Source organism: Brevundimonas sp. (assembly GCF_036399195.1).
In the GTDB taxonomy this organism is placed as follows: domain Bacteria; phylum Pseudomonadota; class Alphaproteobacteria; order Caulobacterales; family Caulobacteraceae; genus Brevundimonas.
Window position 1 is genome coordinate 1 of sequence record NZ_DASWNO010000023.1, and the last position, 4,383, is coordinate 4,383.

General features: G+C 67.5%; 6 protein-coding genes and 2 tRNA genes. 4 read left to right on the forward strand and 4 right to left on the reverse strand.

From position 1 onward, the window contains the following. The coding region (locus VGB60_RS01220; RefSeq protein ID WP_331036466.1) for a methionine--tRNA ligase at positions 1-1,442 on the forward strand (1,442 nt) is incomplete at its 5' end. On the opposite strand, the gene VGB60_RS01225 is transcribed toward VGB60_RS01220, so the two are convergent. From VGB60_RS01225 to rlmB, 4 genes are all read right to left on the reverse strand, one after another. Then, a complete protein-coding gene (locus VGB60_RS01225; protein WP_331036467.1) occupies positions 1,439-1,669 on the reverse strand; it encodes a type II toxin-antitoxin system HicB family antitoxin in 231 nt (76 codons plus the stop codon). The genes VGB60_RS01220 and VGB60_RS01225 overlap by 4 nt on opposite strands. Next, positions 1,666-1,899, reverse strand: coding sequence for a hypothetical protein (locus VGB60_RS01230; protein WP_331036468.1), 234 nt, complete (start codon positions 1,897-1,899; stop codon positions 1,666-1,668). Before VGB60_RS01230 ends, VGB60_RS01225 begins: the two co-directional genes overlap by 4 nt. 99 nt (positions 1,900-1,998) lie before the next feature. Beyond that, positions 1,999-2,841, reverse strand: a complete 843-nt coding sequence (locus VGB60_RS01235; RefSeq protein ID WP_331036469.1) for a TerC family protein — start codon at positions 2,839-2,841, stop codon at positions 1,999-2,001. An 80-nt stretch (positions 2,842-2,921) separates the two neighbouring features. After that, entirely contained in the window at positions 2,922-3,848 is a 927-nt protein-coding gene (gene rlmB, locus VGB60_RS01240; protein WP_331036470.1) for a 23S rRNA (guanosine(2251)-2'-O)-methyltransferase RlmB, read from the reverse strand. A gap of 148 nt (positions 3,849-3,996) precedes the next feature. Here rlmB and VGB60_RS01245 point away from each other — a divergent pair. The 3 genes from VGB60_RS01245 to VGB60_RS01255 form a co-directional block, all read left to right on the forward strand. Continuing rightward, a tRNA-Tyr gene (locus tag VGB60_RS01245) sits at positions 3,997-4,080 on the forward strand. 40 nt (positions 4,081-4,120) lie between these two features. After that, positions 4,121-4,194 (forward strand) — tRNA-Gly (locus VGB60_RS01250). 48 nt (positions 4,195-4,242) lie between these two features. Beyond that, positions 4,243-4,383, forward strand: a 141-nt coding sequence (locus VGB60_RS01255; RefSeq protein ID WP_231378809.1) for a GTP-binding protein, incomplete at its 3' end; no start/stop codon positions are given.

Sequence of the window (4,383 nt, forward strand, 5' to 3'; positions counted from 1 at the left end):
ACGACTGGTTCGGTCGCTCCTCGAACGCGCCCAACCATCGCCTGACCCAGCATTTCGCCGATGTGCTGGAGATGAACGGTCTGATCGAGGAGCGGGTGGACCGGATGGTCTATTCGGTCGATGACGCCCGCTTCCTGCCGGACCGCTATGTCGAGGGCACCTGTCCGCACTGCGCCCACGTCGGCGCCCGCGGGGACCAGTGCGACAACTGCGGACGACTGCTCGATCCGGTCGACCTGATCGATCCCTATTCAGCGGTCTCCGGCTCCCGGAACCTCGAGGTCCGCGACACCCGGCACCTCTATCTGCTGCAGACGAAGCTGGAGCAGCGCATCCGCGACTGGATCGGGACCAAGAGCGACTGGCAGACGCTGGCGCGCTCGATCGCGCTCAAGCACCTTGACGAGGGGTTGATCGACCGCGGCATCACCCGCGACCTGAAGTGGGGCGTGCCCGTGGTGGGTTCGGACGGCGGGCCGCGGCCGGGCATGGAGGGCAAGGTCTTCTACGTCTGGTTCGACGCCCCCATCGAATATATCGGCGCCACCGAGGAGTGGGCCGACGCGACCGGCCGCACCTGGCGCGACTGGTGGCGGACGGACGAGGGCGCCGACGACGTCCGCTACGTCCAGTTCATGGGCAAGGACAACGTCGCCTTCCACACCGTCAGCTTCCCCGCGACCATCCTCGGCTCGGGCGAGCCGTGGAAGACCGTCGACACGCTGAAGGCCTTCAACTGGCTGAACTGGTACGGCGGGAAATTCTCGACCAGCCAGAAGCGCGGCGTCTTCATGGATCAGGCGCTGGAGCTTCTGCCGCCCGACTACTGGCGCTGGCATCTGACCGCCTATGGGCCCGAAGGCTCGGACGCGGCCTTCACCTGGGAGCAGTTCCAGTCGACGACCAACAAGGACCTGGCCGACGTGCTGGGCAATTTCGTCAACCGCATCGTCAAGTTCGCCGAGTCGAAGTTCGGCGGCGTCGTGCCCGACGGCGGCGAGCCGGGGCCGCTGGAGGCGAAGCTTGAGGCCGACCTCGCCGCCGGCGTCGCCGAGGCCACGGCCGCCTTCGAGGCCATGGAGTTCCGCAAGGCCTGCCAGGCGCTGCGGGCGGTGTGGGTGCTGGGCAACGAATATCTGCAGGAGGCGGCGCCCTGGACGGCGTTCAAGACTGATGTCGATCGCGCCGCCGTCGGAGTGCGCACCGGCCTCAATTTGGTGGCTCTGTTCGCCCGCCTGGCCGCGCCGGTCATGCCGTTTTCGGCTGAGAAGATCGGGGTCGCCGTGGGGGCGGACGACCTGTCATGGCCCGCGCCGGGCAAATCCCTGCTGGACATCCTGCCGCGCGGCCAGGCCGTCGCCGCCGCCGGCGTCCTGTTCACCAAGATCGAGGATGTCCAGGTGGCCGAGTGGTCTGAGCGGTTCGGCGGGGCGAACCCCTAGGAGGCGAGCTTGAGCTCGACGGAGGGCGGCGGGACGGCATGGCCCACGTCTTCGGCGGCCTCCATCCACGCCAGAATCGCGTCGCGCACATTCACGATCGCTTCTTCGGGCGTCTCGCCGTCGCTCATGCAGCCGGGTAAATCAGGCACGATTGCCGCATAGCCGCCGCCGTCTTCCTCCGACAGGGGCTGCACGATGACCGGGTAATCCGATGGAGCGGCGTTCATTGGTGAAGCTCGTCGAAGCGTACGAGATCCCTGATATACACCGGCTTGATCGGGCGCGCGAACGGGATCGACAGCTTTCGTCGCAACGCAGCGTGGGCGATCTTATAATGCGAACTTCCGCCCCGCGCCGGCTCGCACAACACGCCATGCTCCCGGCAGAGGGCCTCGACGTCGGCGATCCGCCAGTCTCCTGACGGATTGGCGCGCATCGCGTCGAGGCGCTTGCTCACTCAGGCTCCCGTCGCAACATCGCTCGTGCTTAAGCTGCACCGGATGGGCGAGGAATGCAACTAAAAGTGTACCTAACTGCCGGTGCGAGCGGGGTCGGCTCAAGGAGACTGGACAGGCACGGTCTGCACCGGAGGCGCGGCTGCCGCCGGCGTTCCGTGCGCGGGCGCCGCACTCTCGTCCTCCCCGCGCATCCCCTGCCGGTGATGCGCGGCTTCCTCTTCGCCGATGTCGAGGAAGGCGGGGGCGGAGGCGTTGAACTCCTCCAGCCGATCGGTCCGCACGACCACCGAACGGGCGCCGTCCCAGATCATGTGCAGGGCGACGTAGAGGACGATGACCAGACCGACATAGCCGATCCAGCGGTGTTTGGTCAGAAGCTTGGCGATGAAGGTCGCGGCCAGGCCCATCAGGGCGATCGACAAAATAAGGCCGAAGACCATGATCCACGGGTGTTCGTGCGCCGCGCCGGCCACCGCCAGCACGTTGTCCAGCGACATGGTCACGTCGGCGATCATGATCTGCAGCAGCGCCGCGCCGAAGCTCTTGCGTTTGAGGCCAAGCGCTTCCGGCGGCGGGCCGCCGCCGTGGTGTGCGGAAAGGGCCATCTCCAGTTCGGCCTCGGCCTCGGCCTGGTCGTGGGTGCGCTGCTCCTGAAGCTCGCGCCACATCTTCCAGCAGACCCACAGAAGCAGCACGCCGCCGGCCAGCAGCAGGCCGATGATGGCCAGCAGCTGCACGGTGATGAGGGCGAAGCCGATGCGCAGGACCACGGCCGCGATCAGGCCAATGAGGATAGCCTTCTTCCGCTGGTCGGGCGCGAGAGCGGCGGCGGCGAGGCCGACGGCGACGGCGTTGTCGCCGGCCAGCACCAGATCGATCATCAGCACCTGACCCAGGGCGGCCAACTGCGAGGCGAGTTCAGGAGAGCTCAGAAATTCCATGGCCGCGCTCTAGGGGAGGAAGGGGCGCCTCCGCAAGCGGTCAGACGCCCCTGACGTTCCATACGGAAGGGTCACGCGGGTCAGCCGCGCTTCCGCGTCGCCTCATACAGGGCGACGGCGGCGGCGTTTGAGACGTTCAGGCTCTCGAACCCGCCGGGCATGGGAATCTTCGCCAGCACGTCGCAGTGCTCGGCCACCAGCCGGCGGATGCCGTCGCCTTCCGAGCCCATGACGAGCACCGTCGGCCGCTCGTCCAGCGCCTGCTCCAGCGTCAGTTCCGCCGATCCGTCCAGCCCGACGGCGCGCCAGCCCAGGTCGGCCAGCTTTTCCAACGCCCGGCTCAGGTTCGTCACCCGCGCGCAGGGCAGGCGCTCGGTCGCCCCGGCCGCCGCCTTGGCCAAGGCCCCCGCCAGGGCCGGGGAGTGCCGGTCCTGCACCACGATCCCCTTCGCGCCGAACGCCAGCGCCGAGCGAAAGATGGCGCCGACGTTCTGCGGGTCGGTCAGCTGATCCAGCATGACGATGACGCCGCCGTCCCCGGCGATGTCCTCCAGCGCCACGCCCTCCAGCGGCTGCACCTTGAACACCAGCCCCTGATGCACCGCGCCCTGCGGCAGCATGCGGTCCAGCGCCTGCACCTCGGCGATCTCGACCTTGTGGCCGTTCGTCAGACCGTCGCGCTCCAGCTCGGCGGCGCGGTCCGCCGTCGCCAGCAGCCGGCCCATGCCCTTGCGCGCGGGGTTGGCGAGGGCCGCGAGGACCGGATGGCGGCCCCAGATGAAGTTGTCGGCGTCCGCTCCCGCTCTTCCGTGGGCGCGCGCCGGGCGCGGCGCGGAGTCGGAGAAGGCCTTCGGCTTGGGATTGGGGTTCCATCCGCCCCGGTCTGGCCCGCCTGCGGGCGGGCCTTTGGCCCCCGCCGGAGAGCCGCCCGAACGGGTCTGAGACTTGTCTCCGAAGGCCGGTTTCTTGCCGGGTTTCCGGTCGTTGCGTTCTGGATTTCTCGACACTATAAGACGCCCTCCGATTTGGAGCCCTGAGGGCTTTCGGGTCTGGCGCCCCTCCTATCTCAGGCGACGCGGGACACCGAGAGCTTTTGTCGACTCGGCCCTCGAAAGAGGAACGAAGAGACGGTTCGACGGTTCGAAACAGCGCGCTGGGGGAATGTCCCGAGCGGCAAAGGGGGGGGACTGTAAATCCCCTGCGTAAGCTTCGCAGGTTCGAGTCCTGCTTCCCCCACCACGCGCTTTCGAACGGCCGGATCAGGACGACAGGCCGGGCCGCGGGTATAGTACAATGGTAGTACAGCAGCCTTCCAAGCTGAATATGTCGGTTCGATTCCGTCTACCCGCTCCAGATTTTCGATGATCCACCGCCCCCTTCCGGGCCACAGGAGTTTTGGCCATGGCCAAGGAAAAGTTCGAACGTAACAAGCCGCACTGCAACATCGGCACGATCGGTCACGTTGACCACGGCAAGACGACGCTGACGGCGGCGATCACGATGACGCTGGCCAAGGCGGGCGGCGCCAAGGCGATGGCCTAT

Bases quoted from the DNA above. Each gene is read 5' to 3' on its own strand.
- VGB60_RS01225 (WP_331036467.1), bottom strand. From the start codon at position 1,669: ATGAACGCCGCTCCATCGGATTACCCGGTCATCGTGCAGCCCCTGTCG.
- VGB60_RS01235 (WP_331036469.1), bottom strand. From the start codon at position 2,841: ATGGAATTTCTGAGCTCTCCTGAACTCGCCTCGCAGTTGGCCGCCCTG.